The organism is Cutibacterium acnes, from assembly GCF_003030305.1.
Lineage (GTDB): Bacteria > Actinomycetota > Actinomycetes > Propionibacteriales > Propionibacteriaceae > Cutibacterium > Cutibacterium acnes.
Map to the genome: position 1 here is coordinate 2,322,435 of NZ_CP023676.1, position 21,062 is coordinate 2,343,496.

23 protein-coding genes and 2 pseudogenes are annotated in these 21,062 nt (G+C 57.8%); 11 read left to right on the forward strand and 14 right to left on the reverse strand.

Annotated elements, in window-relative coordinates:
• The first annotated feature begins 16 nt into the window (after positions 1-16).
• The 8 genes from CPA42_RS11690 to CPA42_RS11725 all read left to right on the forward strand — a co-directional run bounded on the left by CPA42_RS11690 (position 17) and on the right by CPA42_RS11725 (position 6,250).
• On the forward strand, positions 17-772 hold the full coding sequence (locus CPA42_RS11690; protein WP_002519558.1) for an HAD family hydrolase: 756 nt from the start codon (positions 17-19) through the stop codon (positions 770-772).
• A gap of 125 nt (positions 773-897) precedes the next feature.
• The gene (locus CPA42_RS11695; RefSeq protein WP_002516220.1) at positions 898-1,047 is read left to right on the forward strand and encodes a thiazolylpeptide-type bacteriocin; all 150 of its coding nucleotides are present in this window, start codon (positions 898-900) and stop codon (positions 1,045-1,047) included.
• A gap of 148 nt (positions 1,048-1,195) precedes the next feature.
• A complete protein-coding gene (locus CPA42_RS11700) occupies positions 1,196-2,104 on the forward strand; it encodes an ABC transporter ATP-binding protein (RefSeq protein WP_002516175.1) in 909 nt (302 codons plus the stop codon).
• Positions 2,094-2,828, forward strand: a complete 735-nt coding sequence (locus CPA42_RS11705; protein WP_002516324.1) for an ABC transporter permease — start codon at positions 2,094-2,096, stop codon at positions 2,826-2,828. The genes CPA42_RS11700 and CPA42_RS11705 overlap by 11 nt, the downstream gene beginning before the upstream one ends.
• Positions 2,825-3,022, forward strand: a complete 198-nt coding sequence (locus CPA42_RS11710) for a hypothetical protein (RefSeq protein ID WP_002519559.1) — start codon at positions 2,825-2,827, stop codon at positions 3,020-3,022. Before CPA42_RS11705 ends, CPA42_RS11710 begins: the two co-directional genes overlap by 4 nt.
• A 145-nt stretch (positions 3,023-3,167) precedes the next feature.
• Positions 3,168-3,752 carry a helix-turn-helix domain-containing protein gene (locus tag CPA42_RS11715; RefSeq protein WP_002519560.1) on the forward strand — a complete coding sequence of 195 codons (585 nt, stop codon included), beginning with the start codon at positions 3,168-3,170 and terminating at the stop codon, positions 3,750-3,752.
• A 24-nt stretch (positions 3,753-3,776) separates the two neighbouring features.
• A complete protein-coding gene (locus CPA42_RS11720; RefSeq protein ID WP_002519561.1) occupies positions 3,777-4,505 on the forward strand; it encodes a B3/B4 domain-containing protein in 729 nt (242 codons plus the stop codon).
• Between the two features lie 410 nt (positions 4,506-4,915).
• Positions 4,916-6,250 carry a hypothetical protein gene (locus tag CPA42_RS11725; protein ID WP_024513522.1) on the forward strand — a complete coding sequence of 445 codons (1,335 nt, stop codon included), beginning with the start codon at positions 4,916-4,918 and terminating at the stop codon, positions 6,248-6,250.
• 147 nt (positions 6,251-6,397) lie between these two features.
• Here CPA42_RS11725 and CPA42_RS11730 read toward each other — a convergent pair whose 3' ends face one another.
• From CPA42_RS11730 to aat, 14 genes and pseudogenes are all read right to left on the reverse strand, one after another.
• Positions 6,398-7,885, reverse strand: a complete 1,488-nt coding sequence (locus CPA42_RS11730; protein WP_002516340.1) for a purine-cytosine permease family protein — start codon at positions 7,883-7,885, stop codon at positions 6,398-6,400.
• 53 nt (positions 7,886-7,938) lie between these two features.
• Positions 7,939-8,241: a ferredoxin family protein gene (locus CPA42_RS11735; protein WP_002524518.1), complete on the reverse strand. Its 303-nt coding sequence runs from the start codon at positions 8,239-8,241 to the stop codon at positions 7,939-7,941.
• A complete protein-coding gene (locus tag CPA42_RS11740; RefSeq protein WP_002516338.1) occupies positions 8,241-9,611 on the reverse strand; it encodes an FAD-dependent oxidoreductase in 1,371 nt (456 codons plus the stop codon). Before CPA42_RS11740 ends, CPA42_RS11735 begins: the two co-directional genes overlap by 1 nt.
• Complete coding sequence (locus tag CPA42_RS11745; protein WP_002519729.1) at positions 9,608-10,441, reverse strand: electron transfer flavoprotein subunit alpha/FixB family protein; 834 nt, start codon at positions 10,439-10,441, stop codon at positions 9,608-9,610. Before CPA42_RS11745 ends, CPA42_RS11740 begins: the two co-directional genes overlap by 4 nt.
• Positions 10,442-10,518: 77 nt before the next feature.
• Complete coding sequence (locus CPA42_RS11750) at positions 10,519-11,280, reverse strand: electron transfer flavoprotein subunit beta/FixA family protein (RefSeq protein WP_002516253.1); 762 nt, start codon at positions 11,278-11,280, stop codon at positions 10,519-10,521.
• Between the two features lie 108 nt (positions 11,281-11,388).
• The gene (locus tag CPA42_RS11755; protein WP_002516351.1) at positions 11,389-12,555 is read right to left on the reverse strand and encodes a CaiB/BaiF CoA transferase family protein; all 1,167 of its coding nucleotides are present in this window, start codon (positions 12,553-12,555) and stop codon (positions 11,389-11,391) included.
• 37 nt (positions 12,556-12,592) lie between these two features.
• Positions 12,593-13,741 carry an acyl-CoA dehydrogenase family protein gene (locus CPA42_RS11760; RefSeq protein WP_002516183.1) on the reverse strand — a complete coding sequence of 383 codons (1,149 nt, stop codon included), beginning with the start codon at positions 13,739-13,741 and terminating at the stop codon, positions 12,593-12,595.
• A gap of 225 nt (positions 13,742-13,966) precedes the next feature.
• Complete coding sequence (locus tag CPA42_RS11765) at positions 13,967-14,725, reverse strand: IclR family transcriptional regulator (protein WP_002519730.1); 759 nt, start codon at positions 14,723-14,725, stop codon at positions 13,967-13,969.
• Between the two features lie 119 nt (positions 14,726-14,844).
• Positions 14,845-16,170, reverse strand: a pseudogene (locus CPA42_RS11770) (DUF4921 family protein).
• Positions 16,167-17,441 carry a serine--tRNA ligase gene (serS, locus tag CPA42_RS11775; protein WP_002516187.1) on the reverse strand — a complete coding sequence of 425 codons (1,275 nt, stop codon included), beginning with the start codon at positions 17,439-17,441 and terminating at the stop codon, positions 16,167-16,169. Before serS ends, CPA42_RS11770 begins: the two are co-directional and overlap by 4 nt.
• Positions 17,442-17,527: 86 nt before the next feature.
• The gene (locus CPA42_RS11780; RefSeq protein ID WP_002516363.1) at positions 17,528-18,346 is read right to left on the reverse strand and encodes a DUF2382 domain-containing protein; all 819 of its coding nucleotides are present in this window, start codon (positions 18,344-18,346) and stop codon (positions 17,528-17,530) included.
• Positions 18,347-18,616: 270 nt separating this feature from the next.
• The gene (locus tag CPA42_RS13325) at positions 18,617-18,814 is read right to left on the reverse strand and encodes a hypothetical protein (protein WP_002516368.1); all 198 of its coding nucleotides are present in this window, start codon (positions 18,812-18,814) and stop codon (positions 18,617-18,619) included.
• Positions 18,721-19,032, reverse strand: a pseudogene (locus CPA42_RS13450) (hypothetical protein); the annotation flags it as partial. The pseudogene CPA42_RS13450 and the gene CPA42_RS13325, both read right to left, overlap by 94 nt.
• A 28-nt stretch (positions 19,033-19,060) precedes the next feature.
• A complete protein-coding gene (gene aat, locus CPA42_RS11790; RefSeq protein ID WP_002518494.1) occupies positions 19,061-19,792 on the reverse strand; it encodes a leucyl/phenylalanyl-tRNA--protein transferase in 732 nt (243 codons plus the stop codon).
• 440 nt (positions 19,793-20,232) lie between these two features.
• On the opposite strand from aat, the gene CPA42_RS11795 reads away from it, so the two are divergent.
• From CPA42_RS11795 to CPA42_RS11805, 3 genes are read left to right on the forward strand one after another with little or no spacing between them, the layout of a single operon-like run.
• The gene (locus CPA42_RS11795; RefSeq protein WP_002518495.1) at positions 20,233-20,493 is read left to right on the forward strand and encodes a hypothetical protein; all 261 of its coding nucleotides are present in this window, start codon (positions 20,233-20,235) and stop codon (positions 20,491-20,493) included.
• Positions 20,456-20,590 (forward strand): hypothetical protein, encoded by a 135-nt coding sequence (locus CPA42_RS11800; protein WP_002516443.1) that lies wholly within the window; start codon positions 20,456-20,458, stop codon positions 20,588-20,590. The genes CPA42_RS11795 and CPA42_RS11800 overlap by 38 nt, the downstream gene beginning before the upstream one ends.
• A 45-nt stretch (positions 20,591-20,635) precedes the next feature.
• Positions 20,636-21,010, forward strand: coding sequence for a siderophore-interacting protein (locus CPA42_RS11805; protein WP_002516463.1), 375 nt, complete (start codon positions 20,636-20,638; stop codon positions 21,008-21,010).
• Positions 21,011-21,062 lie beyond the last annotated feature (52 nt).

Consider the following 21,062-nt stretch of genomic DNA (forward strand, 5'->3'; position numbering starts at 1 on the left):
GACATTTACTCCTCGCATGGTGGCCCTCGATATTGACGGGACCCTCGTCAATCATCAGGGGGAGCTTCCGCACGCGGTCCGTGAGGCGGTCGCCAAGATTGATGTTCCCGTCGTCCTGGCGACCGGGCGAGGCCTGTTCGGCGCGGTCCCGATCCACGAAGCACTCGGTCTGCAAGGCGGACACGCGGTGGTGTCCAATGGCGCCGTCACCGCGACGATGTCCCCACTCAAGGTTCAAACCGAGATCACCTTTGACCCGCGTCCAATCATTGACCACGTCATGGACGTCTATCCCCAGGCGCTCATCGCCGTCGAAGAAGTTGGCGTCGGGTATCGACTCAACCAGCTCTTCCCCGTCGGGGAGTTGCAGGGCGAGCTCCACATCGAATCGATTGAGAAGTTGGCATCACGCCCTGCCCCACGGGTGATCATCCGTGATCCCAACGGTTACGCCGACTCCTTCCAGGACCTGGCGCACAGCCTCGACCTCCACAGCGTGTCCTACGTCATCGGCTGGTCAGCTTGGCTCGACATCACCCCAGAGGGAGTCACCAAAGCTTCTGCCCTTGACGCTCTATGCCGCCTCAAAGGGATCGACCCGAAAGACGTCCTAGCCATTGGTGACGGCAACAACGACATTGAAATGCTGCAGTGGGCCGGGCGCGGCGTAGCCATCGGAGACGCCTCCGAACAGGTCCAAGCCGCCGCCGACGACATCGCGCCATGTTTTGAGGACGGCGGCACCGCGGTTGAGTTGGGGCGGTGGTTCTGAGGCGAGGGCGTCATCCATGACCACTACCTGTACTTTTGGACACTTTGTGATGTATTTTCGGTCAGCATCACCCTCACCTCTAGCACTTACTTACACAGTCAATCATTTCCCCACAAGGCAAGATCATGGATCTTCAAGAACTCGCTTCCGAACTCAACAATTTCGATACCGAAACCTTCGAAGTTAAGGACTACATTGATTACGCTGAAATGGCATTCGGCTCTACCTGTTCCTCGTCCTCCTGCACGTCCACCTGCAGCTCAACGTCGTCCTGAACCACCAGTGAACAACTCGAATTTCAGCCTAGTCCGACATGCAGCTGAGCCCCCTTCGCTCTCGGATCATTCCCGTAGCGAACCACTCCATTGATGGTGTGGGGTGCCCACCTGGTGCCCCACCCCCCAAGTACAGAGAGATCAACACATGGTCGACCACGTGGTTGATGTCCACGACATCACCGTCACTATCAAAGGCAGAACAATTCTGTCGAATTTGAGCATCCAGGTTGAGGAGGGAACGTTCCACGGAATCATCGGACCCAACGGAGCCGGCAAGACGACCCTGTTCAACGCCATACAGGGATTCCGTAAACCCGCTCAAGGATCAATCGAACTCTTAGGTCACTCCCCGTACCCACGCAATCTTGACCTGCTGACGCAGATTGGTATTCAACCACAACGACCGGCCTTTTTCCCTCACACCACCCTGCGCGAACACCTCTGCGCCGTCGCCGACATCTACGCAGTAGCTGCGTCGAGGGTTGACGACCTCATTGAGGCCCTCGGTCTGAGTCATGCCTCCCGTACGCGTGTCGAGAAACTGTCGGGAGGAGAGCGTCAACGACTGGCCGTGGCTACCGCCCTAGTGCATCGTCCCGCTGTCCTGTTCCTCGACGAACCCACTGCCGGTCTGGACCCAGAAGCTCGCGCTGGTCTGGTCTCCCTGCTGCAATCGACCGACCTGCTGCACATGACAACTCTGTACACCACCCACCACCTTGACGAGGCAGAACGGCTGTGTGACACCGTCTCCATCATCGAAAACGGGCGAATCATCGTCAGCGAAAGCCCCAGCACCCTCATCCGCGAAGCCGATCTGGGCGCCACCGTGCTGCTGCCCAACGCGCTCCACCAGGCAGACGACATCGCTGCTTTAGCCGGACAATCCAATGTGCGTGTCACCCGAGACGGCGTCTCCATTCGCACCCACGACACAGCTGGCCTGTTCGCCACCCTGTCAAACCACCACATCAACACACGCGGCGCCCAGGTCCACGAAGGTCGCCTCGAAAACGTTTACCTCCAACTCACAGGCAAGGATCATGTCGACTAAAACACGAGCCCTCACCCGTGTCCTCCTGCGCGACGACCTGCGAGATTGGTCGACGCTGATATTCACCTTCATCTTCCCCTCAGTCCTGCTCGTCGTTCTCATACTCACCATCGCTGATCGCGTGCCCGGTATGGATCTCACCGGCGAGATCAGTTCCAATGTCATAGCCTTCGGGGCATCTTTCGTCGGCATTTTCTCCGGAGCTTCCCACCTGGCCACCTGGCGGGAAAACGGAATGTTTACCGTTATGCGAACCTTCCCGTTATCGTCACGCACCGTCTTGACGTGCCAGGCACGTTCTGGAGTCGTCATGCTCATCACTCAGGCAGCCCTGTTGGTTGTCGTCGCAGTCTCGATGGGTATGCGCCTCAAGGTCACCGCACTCGCAGCCGTGATACCACTCGCATTGGGATACTTGCTGTTCTTTACCCTTGGCGTGCTCTTAGGGATCCTCCTGCCCACCATGGCCGGAGTCTCCATGGCTGCCAACGTAATTATCCTCGGTTTGGGCTTCCTCGGCGGTGCCATCATGCCAGTGACATTGCTTCCTCACTGGGCACAAATCGTCGCGCCGTGGACACCCATCTACCACCTGCGCGAAGCTGCCACCATGCCACTCATCGGTGTCGGCACGTGGATCAAAGCCGGAACAGGAATGGCATACCTGCTCGGTGTCACCGCGCTCTTGGCCATCGTTTCCGAACGCACCATGCGATGGGAATGAGCAACGTCGTCTCGATGGCGATCCCGAGCGGTTTCCTCGTCTGCATCGGAACCAAAGATGAACGTATCCTCAGTTCCGACGAACTGCGGCAGCGGTGGATGCGAACACGTCCAGACCTCCATAGCGTGTCCTACATCACCGGACGATTCGATGAGGGCAGCACTGCCAACGAGCTCAATCGGTGGTTCGCCTGAAACCTCTACCGACGCGACCCTCAACCACCTGCCACGAGGGCTCCCCGGACCTCCGCTGAGTGGCAACACCAGCGATCATCTCCCGTGTGTTGCAGTTTCAACCGGAATAACTGCGCTGCCCACAAAGTGCATTATCATGCACTGTATGGACACGGGCGCAGAGCCATTGGCACATGCGATCGGCGCACGGGTCAAGCAACAGCGCATGACCCGGAGATGGACGCTCGATCAGCTCGCCAGCTACGCCGGGGTGAGCCGCCGCGTGCTCGTAAACGTCGAGCAGGGCGCAGTGAATCCACGCGTAGGCACCCTGCTACGACTCTCGGACGCGCTCGGCGTCGGGCTCCCAGCCCTCGTGGAACCCCCGGCTTCGCGCACCCCGAAACTCACCCGTAATGGGCAGGGCGCTGCCCTCTGGACTGGCGAAGCAGGCGGCAAGGGCATGCTGGTCGCGGGCACGGAGCCGCCGGATGTGGTCGAACTGTGGGACTGGACGCTCGCGCCCGGTGAGCGTCACGACAGCGAAGCGCACAGCGACGGCACCCGAGAACTCCTGCACGTGCAGGAGGGGACAGTCATAGTCGAGGTCGACGGAAACCGCTACGACCTTGCACCCGGCGATGCGTTGTCGTTCTACGGCGACGCCGCCCATGCCTACATAAACTCAACCGATAATTCTGCCCGGTTCTCACTGACGGTGTTCGAGCCGGACGTGGGAACCGCACACTGAAAGGAAACCCCGATGCCTGAACCCATGACTCCCGAGACCTTCCTCGACGCCTGCACAGTGGACGAGGCCGTATTCGAACTGCGCCCAGACTACCGAGCCCTGCTGCTCGTGGTCGACGGCCTCACCCCGCCTGCATCCGGAGAGGGCAACAACATGGTCGACACACTCATCGCTCAGGCGGAGGCCCACGCGCGTAATCTCCTGGCAGATTCGCCAGTGAATGAGCTTGCGCATATCGCCTCGTGGCGGGAGGCATTTCGGGGCTTCGGGGCGAAGCCACAGCGCACGCGCAACTGTCTCGAAGCCCTCACCCGCCGCGCCGAGAAAGGTCTACCGCGGGTGAACGCGCTTACTGACGTCTACAACGCGATCTCGGTGCTGCACCAGATTCCCCTCGGCGGCGAGGACCTTCATCGCTACAACGGCCCGGCACGTCTGATCCGTGCCACGGGACAAGAATCGTTCGACACGACCGCGAACGGAGAGGCCGTGATCGAGCACCCTGAAATCGGTGAGGTCATCTGGTGCGACGACGCCGGGGTGACGTGCCGGCGGTGGAATTGGCGGCAGGGTCGACGCACCGGCCTCACCGATACCACTCGGACGGCGTTGTTCATCCTCGACGCCCTCGCCCCAGTTACCGACGAGGAACTGCACGCCACCAGCGACGCACTCATTGAGGCGCTGGCGAACCTAGGCGAAAACGTGCAGACCACAACACGGCTGATAGGCGCGCAACCCAGCGGGAACTGACGACGAAATCACGATCATCACACTCACTGTGCTCGATTCGACCGGCCACCATGCCTATCACCTGGGCGAACATACCCACATTGCAGAGCTGACCGTCGAGCATACGAGATCAACACTCACGTCCACCGGCATCAAAGGCCTGCGCAGCTCACGCGTCCTCACCCGTGTGAGATACGTCGCAAGTAGGCTCCATCAGTATCGCTGACTGGATGCTTATCACCACGTTCAAAGTACGCGCATGTAATTCGTACACCTATGCAATAAAAGCAGCCGTGTGGGTTTTAGTGTGATTATTTTTGTTCGTGTCGGTAATCGACATATGCGAAAAAGGCGAGCTGTCTTAGTGGTAGCATTTCAGCTTGTTAACCGCAGGTTAGCTATCACCAAGTTTCCAACCCCTAGGAGAAACGATGCGTCGAACAAGAATCACTGTGGCAGCTGTGACAGCAACTGCCTTAATCGGCTCACTATCAGCTATCACCCCCCTCCCCGCGAATGCTGCTTCTAACGGGAACAGCTCCATAACCCAGTCAGCTGCCTTCAGCCCCCGCGCCACGACAAAGATCAGCGAGGACTGCCGCAAAGCCATCATCAACGACCTGAAACTGCGCGGCGCGATCGTCGGAGCACTCGTCAAGGCTGGACTCAGCGCAGCCGACGCAGCCGCCCTGGCCCCCCGTATCGCCGCCGAAATGGCAGCAGAGGGTACCCTTACCATCAACCATCACCGACTGAAGGTCCTCGTCGCTTCCCAGCTGGGCCTCGTAGCAGACGCTGCGGTCCAACACGCAGCTGCAGCCATCGACCTCAGCTTCAAGGCCATCCTAGGCGCGTCGATCATCCCCAACGCACTAGGATCAGCCGCGTTCAAGAACGCGGTCATCGCAAACCTCGTCGCTGCTGGTATCGACAAGCACCTGGCACGAGCCACCGCCGTGGCGATCGTCGCCACCGCACTGAACCCCGCCCTCGGGCCCATCGCGAAGTTCGAACTCATCAAAGCTGAGATCGCCGCCCAAGCAGCTCTTCTCATCCGAAGGGGCGTCCATCTCCAGAAGGCAGCCATCGAGCACGTCATCGGCCGCGCCTTCGACGCCGCTGTCGCGACCGCGATTATCAGCTCTCCGATCCTGAGTGCACGCATCGTCACTCACCTGGTCAGGGCTGGAATAGACAAGTCCATTGCCATCAGCCTTGCACCGCATATCGTCAAGCGCCTGGCCAAGGAGCCGCTACTGGCGTTCAACACCGCCAAGCTCGTCAAGGACATCGCCCGGCAAATCGTCGACATCCGCAACACCCAGGAAGCCATAGCAGTCTACAAGCAACTCAAGGCTGAACTACCAACCCTGGACGGACTCGTGCAGAAGGCCTGCACCCCCGAGCCGACTCCTACGCCGACCCCGACTCCTACGCCGACCCCGACTCCTACGCCGACCCCGACTCCTACGCCGACACCGACACCGACACCGACACCGACACCGGCTCCGACACCGGCTCCGACACCGGCTCCGACACCGACACCGACACCGACACCGGCTCCGACACCGACACCAACGCCCACTCCGACACCGACACCAACGCCCACTCCAACACCGACCCCAACCCCAACCCACGGGGCCACAACCACCACGCCGATCAGCCGGACAACGGACCGCCACAACCTCGGGTCTCATCACACCCGCATCGCGGCCCCCGCACTGATCCACGCGAAGGCCCTCCCAGCAACAGGAACGGGAGCCTGACAGCCTCAGGAAACAACGCAAGGTTCCTCTCACAACTAACAATGGTCGTGGTCCCACAAGCCTGTGGACCACGACCATTTACATTCCCCCAAGCAAATGACTCGCATACGGGTGTTCTCCAGGAACAACCACAGCAAAATCACCAACCTACCGAGAAACAATGCTTGGATCCAGCTCCACATCCTTCGGATAGACTATCTCCAAGGGGTAATCAAACGCTCGTCTGCCAAGCGGAAAATATACCAACGCTGTAACAACAAGGCCCACGAGCCACGAGATGTCCGCTCCACCCATCGCTGCGGCGACCGGCCCCACATAAAAGGCCTGAGAGATGAACGGAATCTGCACAACCACGCCTAGCAAATAAACAACAATGGTCGGCCAGTGGAGCTTGCCATAACGGCCCCTCGGAGTGTACAGCGCAGGAATGTCAATACAGCCACGACATATAAGGTAATAGTTCAGCAAGTTGATCGCCGACCATGGCAGGAAAAACATCAGCAGAGTCAAGATGAAAGACTTGAAAACTTGCAGAAAATCCGACGACGCCGCGAGCGCCGTCAGGACAACCACAACATTGAAACCAATCACGAAACCGAAACGAGTCTTCGGAGAGACACTACTCTTACCGGTGAAACCCGAAAGAGCTGTCGACAACGCCATGACTCCGCCATACGCATTCAAGGTGTTGATGGTCAGCTTGCCAATCACAATGGAGATGAAAACCAAGATCGCCAAAACACGATTCTGGGCAAGGTTCCCCATAAACCCAACCTGATCGCCAATGAAAGCTTGACCACCAGCAGCAGCAATGAACACACCCAGCGTCATCGAAATCGTAGCTCCAAGTACTGATCCCGCGAAGGGACCGAACCACGCACTCCCAAACTTCGTGTCACGGGGAAGATAGCGTGAGTAATCACTGGCATACGGTGCGTAAGTCAACTGCCATCCTGCCGCTAAAGCAATCGACAGGAGGAAAGGCACCACCGAGAAGTGCACATCGGTCAGCTGCGGCCCAAAGGAACTCACTTGGAACAGACGAACCGCGACATAAAGCAGCCCCAGGAGGCCAATTGTCGATGACACCTTCCCCAGCTTGTGGATTAGGTCATACCCAAACATGGCAATAATTGCCGTCAGAGCTGCAAAAACCAGTATTCCGATCCACCTGGACTGGACACCAAATGCATTGTTGATAGCTTGTCCAGCCAAGACAGTTCCAGTAGCAGCGAAGCCAAAGTAGAGAAGCAGTACGAGAAACAGCGGAAGCGCAGCACCATAAACGCCAAACTGTGCCCGCGAACTGATCATTTGTGGGAGCCCCAGCGCGGGCCCCTGAGCGGAATGGAGCGCCATAACAGCGCCGCCGATGACTTGCCCAATAAAAAGGCCAATTATCGCCCATACAACATCGGCCCCGAAAACAATCGCCAAAGCACCATTCACGACAGCCGTAATCTGCATATTCACTCCGAACCACAGTGTGAACTGACTCTTCGGAGTGCCGTGCCTTTCGCCGTCAGGAACCATATCAATCGTTCGCTTCTCAACACCGCGACCAGCCCCAGAAGCGGTTGGAGCCGTATTTCCATGACGAATTTCATCCTGAGCACTATTTGGCGCGGACACCACAATTCCTCCTACCGAGCGACGGCCATGTCGCTTTACAGTCGCCCACAAGGACTTCATCCTTCTCTGAACGAGATACCCATTGCACCTGCGGGATAGTGCCATTCAAGCGAGCCTGGCGCAGCAACCGCCAGACAAGTGCCACACTCCAGACACGCTGCGTACTCCACGGAAATAGTGCCATCGGACTCCTCTGAATACACGTGCGCCGGACACACTCGCACCAATAGCTTTCCCGTACCTGTTCCGCGCGCAATGTCTTGGTTAACATGAATGTGGCTGTTATCCTCATCCACGTCATAATGATTTTTTGCAAGACGACAGGCTACAGACCCGAAACCATCACTTTTTGCTGTCATCACAATGCCCTCATTGCTCTGAACCCGATTGAGGCGATCTGGGAAAAACTCAGGTTCGATGACCTCACCGCAGAGGCTACCGTCGGAAGTAAGTGTTTTCGAGGGGTCATATCGAGACCATAAATCTTATACATCACATCCGCCGCGAGCTGACCGACATCGTCGTACATTTCTGGAGATTCCAGGAATGCCGGGGCGTTCCGATAAGTATTCATGTCGCGACCCACGAAACTTTCATTGCAAGTGGAGATATAACCATCCAGAGTCCCATGACCGACATCATGGTTACGCAAGGCTAGATCAACCGATTTCGCAGCGGCGAGGGCGGAACCTGCAGCGAGGTCCATCCCCCGTACCGTAAACCCAGTGTTCAGCGTAAAGCCGGCAGCGTCGCCGACGATCAAGAGCCCTGGCGCAACCAGGTCGTGCTGCATACTGGCACCACCTTCAGCTACAAGATGACAGCCGTATTCCAGCAGCTCGCCACCAGCAAGGAGTGGCGCAACAACCGGGTGCGTCAAGAAGTGGTCGTGCAGCTGCGAGCTTGACTCCCCACTCCTTTCTAAATCATCCAACCTTAGGACGATCCCGGCTGACACGCTGTCAATATTCGTGTAAAGGAACCCACCTCCCCCAACACCTTTCGTGCAGTCACCGACAACCGCGTACGCTGCCCCCTCGCCGTTCTTAACTTGGAACCGTTCTTCGATGACTTTCGGGTCAAGGCCAATTACCGACTTCACGCCGACGGCAAGATTGTTCTTAGGCTCCGGTCCACGGAGCCCAGCGTCACGACTCAGAAATGAATTCACACCGTCGGCAGCAATGACCACACGCGAATACAACTCATCGTCACCAGCTCGAACCCCGACGAACTGCCCATCACGCTCGATCAACGAGTCAACGCGAACACCTGACATCACAGTGACGCCAGCTTCCTCGCATTTTTCCGACAGCCACGGATCAAGTTTCGCCCGGAGGACGGTAACAGCGTTAACGGGGTCCACGAGTCGCGCATCTCGATAATCAACTGCAACAGACGAATCCCTATTCAGAAACATCAGTTGGTTGCGAGTGATCTTGCGCTCGACCGGAGCATCTCGAAGGAAGTTCGGAAATATCTCCTCAAGGACCCGACAGTAAAGAACACCTCCTGAGAGATTTTTGCTTCCAGGTTCTCGGCCACGCTCGACAAGGAGTACTTCGTGCCCCTCACCAGCTAGCTCGTACGCCGCGACGGCACCAGCCACACCACCCCCGACGACAATGACATCGAAATCAGGCTCAACGCCCGGGACATCCCACAACGGCGGCGGTGTCTCCGAAGGCTGGGAGCCCACACCCCGCAACAGTTCTGCGATCCCAGTCATCGCGCCAATGCCTTTGTCAGCTCGGGAAGAACTGCATAGAGGTCTCCGACAATTCCATAATCAGCCTGCTCAAAAATAGGCGCATCTGAATCCGAATTGATAGCGACGACAGTCTGGGACTTATTCATGCCGACAACATGCTGCAGCTGGCCAGAAATTCCCACCGCAATGTAGAGCTCAGGTGAAACCTGTGCTCCGGAGATTCCTACGTAGAGTTTCTTCTCAAACCAGCTCACCCCTTCAGCTAGAGGACGCGAACACGCGAGCTCCGCACCTAACTGTGCAGCCAAGTCATGCGCAATATGAAGGTCTGCCTCCTCACGAAAACCGCGTCCACAAGCAACAATGCGTTTCGCAGCAGCCAGATTCGTGGCCTGGCTACCAGCCTTGTCACTGGAGACCACGGTGGCCCCATCTACGGTTGCGCTCACCTGCGTCAGCTCAGGGCATGGTCCCTCAGATGGCCCCCCAGGTTCGCACACGAACACGATCGGCGTGGAAAGCGAGAGCGTCTGCTCCAACACACCACCCAACTGCAGCACAGTAGCCTTGCCAGCTTCCAGCTCTTGCAGACCACGATAAATGGGTGCGTCAAGCTGGACAGCCACCGCAGCTGCAAGAACACGGTCCGCAGAAGAAGTGCCAGCAAGGACCACATCGCCGGGCTCAGCTGCGACCTGTTCCGCCGCGAATCCAGCCACCGCCTCGACCGGCACCGCTGCCGGAAGTTCAATCTGAACAACGCGATCGGCCCCGGAAAAACGATCGGCAGCCACACCAACAGCCACTACGACCGTGCTGTCACCTCTCTGGCCAGTCAACTCCAGCATATGAGAAATGTTTGGCTGCGCAGTGACAATCCAACTCGTCGACATCAAGACTCCCTTTCACGCCTGTTTAATTCTTGTCAAATGACCGATGCATCACGGAGTGCAGCAACAAGTTGGGCAGCAGCACCATCCCCACTGAACACTTGATGCTTCCGCTCCTTCACCGGAGCTGGCCCACGCGAGACAACATTCACCGTTGCCCGCGAAAGATCCAACTCGGAGCACTTCACATCCTCCATCGGCTTCTTCGCCGCCTTAAGAATGTCCTTCATTCCCGGCGCTTTCGGAGTCGTCGCATCTGGAGTGGTGGCAATAACCGCAGCACCATCCGTGCGGACAACACGGCTACCACCGTCGTAGTTTTGCGTAATTTGCCAACCCGTTCCAGAAGGCTCGACGTGCGTGACTTCCAGGAAAGTAGGAAGTCCGAGGCGAGCTCCAACAAGTGCAGGCATCAATTGCGCACCCTCGTCAACAGACGCATCTCCAGTAACGACTAAAGTGACACCCCCGATTCGTTGGATGAGAGCCGCGAGCGCGCCCGCAACCTGGACGCTCGACCATTCACTCGTCTTGTCGTCCCCCAAGGTCATAACTCGATCCAGACCACGAGCCAAGACGTTTTTCTTCTCCTTGGCAGCAGTCGCTGCGACCGTTCCAACACTGACACCCACAAGTTCGGTACCAGAAACATCGGCCGCCTCTCTGGCAACCTGAATCGCGGCCGGATCATAGTCACTGATGCCGAGTTTCCCGCGGGACCAATCGATCCTCCCATCTGGTTCTACACGTGCGTCCTGCGGATTAGCGGCTACTTTATATGCCACAGCAATTGTCATGGGTTTTCCCTTCTGGCCGACACATAATATCGGTCCGATTTGGTCATCAGTCACTTAGCGGATGGCAGACAGAACTCCCGCGAACTTCACGTACTCCACGTCAGACATTCATTTGTCGTCATTCGCCGATCGGCCCCATTCAGCGGCGACGGCTCCTGCTGTCTGTTCACCCAAACGCGGCGACGACTCCGAGGACACCTCCAGATTGCCGCACCCGAAGTCCGCCGGAAATCGTAGGTACGGCATCTTTCCGAGCTCCGGGTGTGTGAAGTGACCGAGCGAATGGCGCGCAACCACATGCTCACTTTCAAGCGCCTCTTTGAGATCCCAGATGGGTGCAGCAGGGACACCTGCTTCCTCGGTCTTCCGCAACAGTTCGGCAACGGTCATCGTCTGCGTCCACCCGGACACCAACTGCGTGAGCTCTTGTCGTTTATTCGCGCGGTTCATATCACCGAGATAGGCATCGTTGGCACCAAGGTCCGGCCTTCCCATGAGGTCGGCCAAGCGTGCCCAAATTCGATCGTTTGCCACTGCCAAGGCAACCAGTCCGTCCTTAGCAGGGTAGGTGTCGAATGGAACCGAAACCGGATGACGATTTCCGATTCGTCCCGGCAATTTTCCATCGGCAAGAAGGAGACTCAGATTAGTCACCTGCAACGCAAGCAAAGAATTGAACATTGAAACGTCGACAGTACGACCGACCCCAGTACGCTCACGCTCATACAGTGCTGCACAAATCGCCCATCCGGCGAAAATCCCTGAAACGACGTCACCCAGTGATTCACCAACGCGTGTCGGCTTTCCTCCTTCAGGACCCGTGGCAGCCATGATTCCGCTCATCGCCTGTACAATGAGATCATACGCGGGACGATTTCGGAACGGCCCCTCTTGACCGAAACCCGAAATGCTGGCGTATATTATTCGCGGATTGGTTTTATGTACACTTTCCGCATCCACTCCCAAACGCTTCGTGACTCCAGGTCGAAAGTTTTCTAACACGACGTCTGCATGCTCAACGAGCTTCATGAAACGCTCATGGTCCTTGGGATCTTTGAAATTCAGGACGACGCTCCGTTTACCATGGTTCAATTCAGCGAAGTATACGCTCTCCTCGCCCTTGAAAGGTCCCAAATGACGCGCGTCATCACCATTCGGTGCCTCGACTTTGACCACATCAGCACCTAGATCTGCAAGGAAAGCACCGCAGTACGGGCCTGCCAGGACACGCGAGAGATCGAGAACTTTGACTCCCTCGAGCACACCTTTGGACACGATCAAGTTCCTTTCTTACTCATCCCGGACACAGACGTCAGCGTGACCGGTTAAACAGCTGACGCGCGATAACGATCCGTTGGATCTGGTTCGTGCCCTCGTAGATCTGTGTCACCTTGGCGTCTCGGAACATCCGCTCGACAGCAGAATCCTTGGAATAGCCGATGCCACCGAGCAGCTGGACTGCATCTGTGCACACTGCCATCGCTGTGTCGGAAGCGAAACATTTGGCCGCCGCGCCGAAGTAACTCACATCGTCAGTCTGGCGCCCACTACGATCAGCTGCAGAGTATGTCAGCGCTCGCGCCGCCTCCAAACGCATTGCCATGTCTGCGAGCATGAATTGGATTCCCTCAAAATTGGATAGTGGCTGGCCAAACTGCTTGCGCTTCTGGACGTAATCCGTGGCAATGTCTAAAGCTCCCTGGGCAATTCCCACTGCTTGAGCAGCAATCGAGACACGAGAGTTGTCAAGCGTACCCAAAGCAACACTCAGACCGTGCCCTCGACGGCCAATTACTCGTTCCTTGGGGATACGCGTATTCTTGAAAACCACTTCCCTGGTAACTGACCCGCGTATCCCCATTTTGTGCTCCGGAGCCCCGTAGCTAATGCCCGGGTCATCTGCATGGACCATCAACGCGCTGATTCTGTGGCGCGGATCGTCTGGGTCAGTAACCGCAAATATCACCAGGTACTTGGCCTCGCCAGCCTCCGTGACCCAAGCCTTGACACCGTTCAGGACGAAACTGTCCCCATCTTCGTCGGCTCGACACTTTAGTGCAGCTGGATCTGATCCAGCATCAGCCTCGGAGAGCGCATATCCGAAAAGCGCCTTACCCGACGCAACTTCAGAAAGATAACGTTTCCTCTGCTCCTCGCTACCGTATTTGAGAAGGGGGACGGTACCAAGCTCATTGGACGATATGACGGTGGACGACGACGCACAGACTCGAGCGACCTCTTCCATGATTATTGCGGACGCAATCGCATCCGCACCGTCGCCACCATACTGCTCTGGGATTCCAGGAGCCGCGAAACCCGCCTCAACGAGAGCATCATACTGCTGCTGCGCAAAAACTCCTTTATCGTCGACTTCTGCAGCGTTGGGAGCAAGCTGCGACTCAGCGAATTCTCGAACAAACTGGCGCAGCATTTCATGCTCTTCTGACAAGTGATACAGCATTCTGACTCCACATCATTATCGATCGCGCTTCCGGCTTCATTGCTTTCAGCAGTTCTCTTACAAAAAGCAAGATACTAAGCAGCATCGAAAGCACGCAATACTGTGACACCGTCAGCTGTTTCACATAAGAAATAGTCAGTTCCAGATGAGAAACACCGCCACAATTTAGTGACAAATCTGACGCAATTTCTTGTACAGTGTGATCTTTATATCAATTTCGGCAGCTCAGCGCGCACCCAGTCGATACTGGATCGCTCGAGCAGCCGCGAAGAGATGGCCAAGGAGCGCCTGATCGAGCTGGCTGCTCTCAAGCGCCGTTCTGTACGTCGTGGCAAGCGAAGCCAACGGATAGCCCGAGACATCTACAACTGGGACAGCCAGAGTCGACCATCCGACCGTCACCGAATCGATTTCGCGCGCCCACCCGCGTTTTCGTGTTTCAGCGAGCATCGCATGAAGCTCAGTAGTCGACGTCGGCGAATTTGAATGACCAGCCGACAATTCGGCCGAACTCGGGTACAGCGCATCCACCTGGGTCCATGACAGGCAGGACAGCATCGCCCTCCCGCTCGCAGTAATTTCAGCCGGGAGCCGAACCCCGACCTCAGTTATGAGTGAGGGGGTATGAATGCCCCGCTGCTCCACAACGTATATGACTTCAGATCCTCGAAGTAATGCAAGGTGAATACTCGAATGGGTTTCGTCCACAAGATGGTCGATAATCGGGAGACTCACGCGGCGCAACGGCTCCTGCCGTTGGTACGCAGCGGCCAACTCGTAGGCCGCTGGGCCAAGCGAATACCTACCCAACTCTGAATCATGGACGGCGTAGCCCTCGCTCACGAGCGCAGCAAGTATTCGGTACGTCGTAGTTCTCGGAATGCCCAGCCGCCGCGCCAAGGCACTTGCATATTGTGGCTCAACGTGCTCAGACAAAGCACCCAACACCTCAAGTGCCGTAATTGTTGACCGGCTGGGTTCCATGAACACAGGCTAGCTACTTCCCCACCTGGTCTCGATGTGGGTCCCATGATCACTGCGCGCAGTGCTAGTGATCCATGCACAATCGAGTATGAGCTCGGGCACTAAACTACGCCTACCTCTCACCTCTCCCGGCTCACGGCTAGCACTCCCCTGGGGATCTCGCATTCATCCCCCAAGTTCATCGCCGCGATTCGCCCAGCTGCCCGCGCCTCAAACAACTTCGGCAACAGCATGGCGGCCAACGTCGTCGGTGAGATGGTATTGACGTAAATCTTCGTCCCGCCCTCAAATCCGGCCAGGGTCGAGGTTCTCAGCTTAAGGATGATCCGCCACGGTACCGGCACTCCCGTACCCATCGGGCGGTAATGCCACTCCTCATTGGCAGGCACATCGTCGCTGACGGCTACGTGCGCGGCATGCAGGAGATCTGAAACGGCGTCGATTCCCTCATCGTCAACCCGCCAGGGCTGATCAACCCGGCTCGTCGACCACACCTCCACCGACGGGTAGCGATGCCCGAATCCAACCGTCATGACGGCGCCGTCATTGCAGGCCAGCACTAGACCATGCTCTACCGCAAAGTCGGGTCCCCACCGATTAAAAATGCCCGGGTCGAGGACAGCCTTCGGCAGCACCGACTCATTATCGGCACCGACCTAGTCAATTGCCACCACCTGCTTATGCAAGTGATCGAAAGAAGCCCCAGCCGGCTTAAGCCAGTTCTGGAAAACCACCACATATCGCACATGTTCGTTGTGACGATGCAGCTGAGCCATTGAATCGACGGTCAGCGCCATGAACGCCCGATGCTCGTTGACGGAAAGACTCGCCGATCCAGCAATGTCGGCGGTTGTCGTGCCCTCATCGGTGTAATGGCGACGAGCGACGATGACGTCATGTCCGCCGGCAAAGAAGGCTGCGGAAGCCTCGCGTAGTTCTTGGGGACCGAGGTCCTCGGCGCGCCGGTCTGACCCCACCGCCTTGAACTTGGCGTTAAGGACCGACCTCACGTGAGCCTCCCCTGACGGGTTAGACAGGTATTCCTCCTGCCAGTCCCGCGCTGCCCGAGGCAAGCTCATCCCCCAGTTGAGCTGCCAATACCGCCACGACAGGATCTCGAAAAGATTGGGGACGCGTCGAAACTCCGGCACCGTCGCGTCGAGTCGGTCAGCCGGAACGCAACGGATGAGATCATGGCCGCGCACCAGGCCGCCCGCCCGCTTCACCAGCCGGGTCTTCTCCGGCGGCGTAGACAAATAATTATCGGGACAGAACACGCACGCGGCACGACGGTCATGGTCGGCCAATTCCCGAGTTTGCTCGGCTGGCTTACCCAGTGGCCGCGCACCGCGGCCCGGAACCGTCCACACTTTCGTTCCAGTAAACGGGTTAACCTGCTTAATCGTGCCGTCGGGCAGCTCCCGGTAGTACGGGTCGTCGTTCACTTCACAGGCTCAATGAACTCACGCCCACCCAGATAAGGACGCAGTGCCTCGGGTATGCGCACCGAGCCATCAGCCTGCTGGTGGTTCTCCAACAGCATGATGATGATGCGAGTCATCGCGCATAAGGTGCCATTGAGAGTGGCCAGGGGTTCAACGCCGTCAGGTCCGCGATGGCGAATAGACAGGCGCCGGGCCTGGAAGGTAGTGCAGTTCGACGTCGAGGTGATCTCACGATAGCGGTTCTGGGTTGGCAGCCAGCCATAACAATCGAACTTGCGGGCAGCAGACAGGCCCAAGTCACCGGAGGCAACGTCGAGCACCTGGAACGGGATTTGTAGCGCGGTAATGAAGTCCTTCTCGAAACTCAGCAACTTCTCATGCCAGGCCTCAGCCTCCTGCGGTAGGCAATAAACGAACATCTCGACTTTGTCAAACCAATGAACGCGAAAGATACCGCGGGTGTCCTTGCCATACGAGCCAGCCTCGCGTCGGTAGCATGGAGAAAAGGCGACGTAGCGTTTGGGCAACTCGGCATCGTCGAGAATCTCGTCAGAATGGAAAGCTGCTAGAGCCACCTCGGAAGTTCCGACAAGGTACTGGTCATCCTTGGGTAAGTAGTAAACGTCATCGGCAGCTTGACCGAGGAATCCGGTACCCTCCATAGCCGACGGCTTGACGAGGGCCGGCGGGATCATGGGGGTGAATCCCCACTGAGCCGCTTTAGACATCGCTAGGTTGAGCAGCGCGAATTCCAACTGAGCGCCAACGCCGGTGAGGACGTAGAACCGGGATCCAGAAATCTTTGTGCCGCGCTCCATATCGATAGCGCCGAGGGCTTCACCGATCTCGAGGTGATCCTTAGGCTCGAACCCTTCAGCGGCAAAATCGCGGGGAGTTCCGACGGTTTCCTTGATGACACCTTCATCCTCACCACCAGCAGGAACCCCGTCAATAACGATATTGCCGAGAGTCTTGGCAAGCTCGGTAAACTTGGCATCTGCCTCGTCCGCGGCTTTCTTGAGGTCGGCAACCTCACCGGAAATCGTCTTAGTACGGGACAGCAACTCCGCCTTCTCGTCACCGGATGCTTTAGCGATTCGCTTGCCGAGTCCCTTCTGTTCTGCACGCAGGTTCTCATGGGCAGCAATAGCCTCACGACGAGCCTCATCTGCGGCGACAACGTCGTCCACAACCGAGGAGTCCTCGCCGCGGGCGGCCTGGGAGCGACGAACGGCGTCCGGATCCGTTCGCAGGAGCTTGGGATCGATCATGTGACCGATCCTACCGGCCTAATGGCATCCCGACGCAGACAGAGGCCCAGGCCGTAGGAATCTGGGCCTCACCCGTCGTCAGTGCATCACTTGGTGTGCTTGGCGTTATCGATGTCGATCTGCTCCTTGGCAACCTTGCCGGACACGGTCTCGGTGTCCTGCACGGCCTCCTTACCAATCTTGATCTTCTCGACGCCGACAGTCTCCTTATTGACGACCGGGCGCTCCTCATGGGTCACGATGTCCTGGGTGCCCTCGGAAAGCTTGGCATCGTCAGCGGCGACCTTTTCGTCAAGGGGAACGCGCTCGACGTGGATCTCCTCACGCTCAACCGGAACCTCCACGGTCTCAGTGTCGTGAACGACGTGCTTGCGGATACGCATGCGTCCACTCTCGACTCGCTCCTTGCCCACGTTGAGGCGCTCCTCGTGGCGGACGACCGAACCATCCCCGGCGACCGGGGACTTCTGATCAGCCGTGGTCTGAGCCTTGGTATCAGCGGCAGATTCGGTGCCGGCAACCTTCTGACCAGCAACACCCTGGTTCGTGTTTGTATCGGCGGCCTTCGAGTCCGAAGCGAAAGTGTCGGAGTAGTAACGGTAAAGCTCGTCAGTCTCGTCCTCAGAGAGGTGACCGTCGGGGTCAACGTTCGGGGCATCCTTCACCTTGTCCTTGGTGTAGGGAGCGCGGATCTGGTCGCCTGAGGTCTCCAGGCCCTTGAAGGGGACGAAGGTCTCATTGCGTCCGAAAAGCCCAGTCTTGACAGTCACCCAAGCCGGCTGGCCTGAGGCGTCATCGAGGTAAACCTGACCGATCTCGCCGATCTTGTTACCGGACTGGTCAACAACACTGCGGTCGTAAAGAGCGTCGATAGTAGCGTTCGTAGGCGTCTTGTCGTTCGTCATTCTTATGTCCCTTCGTTTTGATTTCTACCAAATCCCGCCGGGGAACCGAACGGGCTCGGTTGATGTGTTCAACGATACGGACCGGGGAGTCACACACAAACCATCCTGACGACCGACTTCTACAGAATTCTCCAAACCCTTGTTCCGACAACCTAACCGTGGTAAGGTGCGCGACTCCCGGGAAGGCGAGACCGTCATTATTTTCCAGCGACCTGGGCAATCTACTCCTCGGCCGCGACATAGTCCTCATCACTGAAAGCACGGACCGCGCTAGGTCCTTCTAGCGAGGTAAAACCCCTTGTGAAGACACTTTTGATAGAACCTAAGAAAGATCATCATTCGGCTGCTTCGATACAACCCTTTCAGCGCATCAGCTATCCTCTCGTCCTCGACGTGGCCGATGGCATCGATAGAGAAGCAGTACCCACCGAGGCGGTCCTTCGTAGGACGGAACGCAATTCTCGACATATTAATTTTCCGGAAAGTGAAATGTTGCAAGATTTCCAGCAAGGTACCCGGATGGTCACTCGAGGGAACGATGACAACAGCGGTTCGATCATCGCCGTTCGAGCCATCATCTGACCACCTCTTGCAACCAGAACGAATCGCGTTATGGCGTCACGATTATCGGCAATTTTCTGTGCCGCAGCTGTGAGCCCATATATCGTTTCCGCGACCTCTGTGCATACTGCAAGTTTCGAAACCGCGACTCCGCTAGTTGGTCATTTTTCGCAATCGCTCGAGTAGGTGACCGCCATTCCACGCTGGGTCATCTAGACTCGTCCACTGTGGGCTCGGACGCTCAAGGGCGTCGGAAAGAAGGGCAAGGTACTCAGCGCGGTCCACATCGATGACGCCAAGTCTGGCCAAATGTGGAGTGCTCCACTGCACGTCAAGGAGACCAGGGCCAAGTTCGCAGACCAACCTCATCAGAGCCGTCTTGGAGGCATCACGGCCATACTCCGGGTCGTGAAACATAGACTCACCACTGAAAAATCCCCCAACACTAACGCCGTAGAGGCCTCCTACCAGACGGCCTTGCGCGTTCCACGTCTCAACTGAATGGGCCCACCCGCGATCATGGAGGTACCGGTAAACTTCCATAACCCGATCGCCAATCCAGGCATAGGGGCGCGTCGGGTCTGCACACCGCGTGATGACCTCATCAAAGGCGCGGTCGACGGACGTCGTGTGGTGTTTGGTCGTTTTGCGCAGGCTGCGGGCGACCTTGAGCTGGCCGGGTAGCAGGATGCCGCGGCGCATGGGAGACCACCACGCCGTCGCACCTCGGAGTTCCCGCGGCACCTCATCGCCGGTAATGGGCATAGGGAAGACACCTTCGTGGAGGGCCGCCAACACTAGGTGCGGACTGAGCACTCCCGTAATCGCGATAAGGTCGTCGTCAGGCCATTGAGCCGGGTCTCCGAAAAGTTCTGGAACCGTCACTGGCCTGACCTCCTGAGTTCGCTGCCGGTCTATTGTCCACCCGGCGGCAACATATCAGCGCCTACGTGAGGTTTCCCCTCACGCCTCGCCTGCTCTCGTACCCCCTTTTCCACTCCCGACGAACACCGCTCTGATACCCGGCGATTTTTGTCAGCCAACGTCACGGCCAGGCACTCCAGTGCCCTTTCCCCGGCTGTGCTGACATTTTTCGCACCACACCTCAGTCGGCGCCATCGCCGCCCCTATGGGGACTCAGGTAGCTGGATTCAGAAACGACATTGGTTGAAATTACATCCATGTGAGTTGTCCCCAGTTGGTGGATAACCCTGTGGATAACTCCTGAGGAGACTTGTTTCGGACCCTCGGGTACCCCTCCCCCAGCAAGGACCTCCGCCCATTTAAAAACTCAACCGTTTCGTAATTGCTGTAACCTGGCCCCCATGGCCAAAACCCAATGTCTCGCACGGATCCGCGAGGTCCGCCATGACATCCCCCATGTCATTTCGATCGACTTCGAGCCTTGCGGTATGCCATCCATCACCTCGGTCGACGAGCACGTCAAAATCGTCCTGCCATCTGATGGCTCTGACTTGCGCCAACCCGTCCGTGACGATGCAGCACTGCCGTTTCTACGCACATACACCCGGCGCAGGTGGTTCGAGGATGGGTCGTGGGGCATTGACGTCCTGGTTTGGCCCTGAGTCCGGAACCGAAGCCCATCGTGGGCCCGGCACCCAGTGGTCCCAGGCCGTCCAGCCGGGAGATCAAGTCGCGGTTCGTGGACCGGGAGGTCACTGACAGACGCCCGACGACATCTGCCACCTGCTCGCCGTCGCCGACGCGGTGGCCCTCCCCGCGGTCGCGAATACCCTTGCCACCCTACCGATATCGGCCCGAGCGACCATCGTTCGCGTCAACAGCCACCACGATTACCCCCTTCCCCTAACCGACCGCGTCACCGTCGTGACGGCGCCTCGCGACCCCGACGGGATCGTCGCCACCGTCCAAGGCCTAGACCTTCCCCAGAACACCCACGCCTTCGTTCACGGAGAGGCCGCCATGGTCCGTCCGATGCGCCGCCACCTGCGGCTAGAACGTGGGTTGCCCAGGGACCGCATTCACCCGTCGGCCTACTGGTTCGCTGGTCGCGACGCTGATGGTTGGCGCGCAATAAAGCAGGACTTCAACCGCTCCATGGACGCCGAGTCGGGAGACTAAAACGGTCCACCTGGGGCATTCCCTGCTCACACCAAGCTTGTCGCATTTCAGG